Origin of the sequence: Flavobacterium collinsii, assembly GCF_902804485.1 — a bacterium.
Taxonomy (GTDB): domain Bacteria; phylum Bacteroidota; class Bacteroidia; order Flavobacteriales; family Flavobacteriaceae; genus Flavobacterium; species Flavobacterium collinsii.
Genome location: NZ_CADCST010000185.1, coordinates 1 through 201 on the forward strand (window position 1 = coordinate 1; position 201 = coordinate 201).

At 39.8% G+C, this 201-nt stretch carries 1 protein-coding gene; it reads right to left on the bottom strand.

Annotated elements, in window-relative coordinates; translation table 11 throughout:
- On the bottom strand, positions 1-201 hold a 201-nt coding region (locus FLA105534_RS23395; protein WP_217427735.1), incomplete at both ends, for a hypothetical protein.

A 201-nucleotide genomic window follows, 5' to 3' on the forward strand; every position in this document is an offset into this window, starting at 1 on the left:
GTATTCGATTGATTTTCCAACAACCTTTGCTTTAATACCCATTAGAGTCAATACACGAAGCAGTTTGGCATCTATCTCGGCAAAAGCCATATTGTCTTTGTGTTGGCAAACCGGAGCAATGGCACAAACCAATAGTTTTTTTAGCAGGTTCACATCACGAACGCCTTTTTTGATGGCAAAACGTCCAATATGCCATATTTC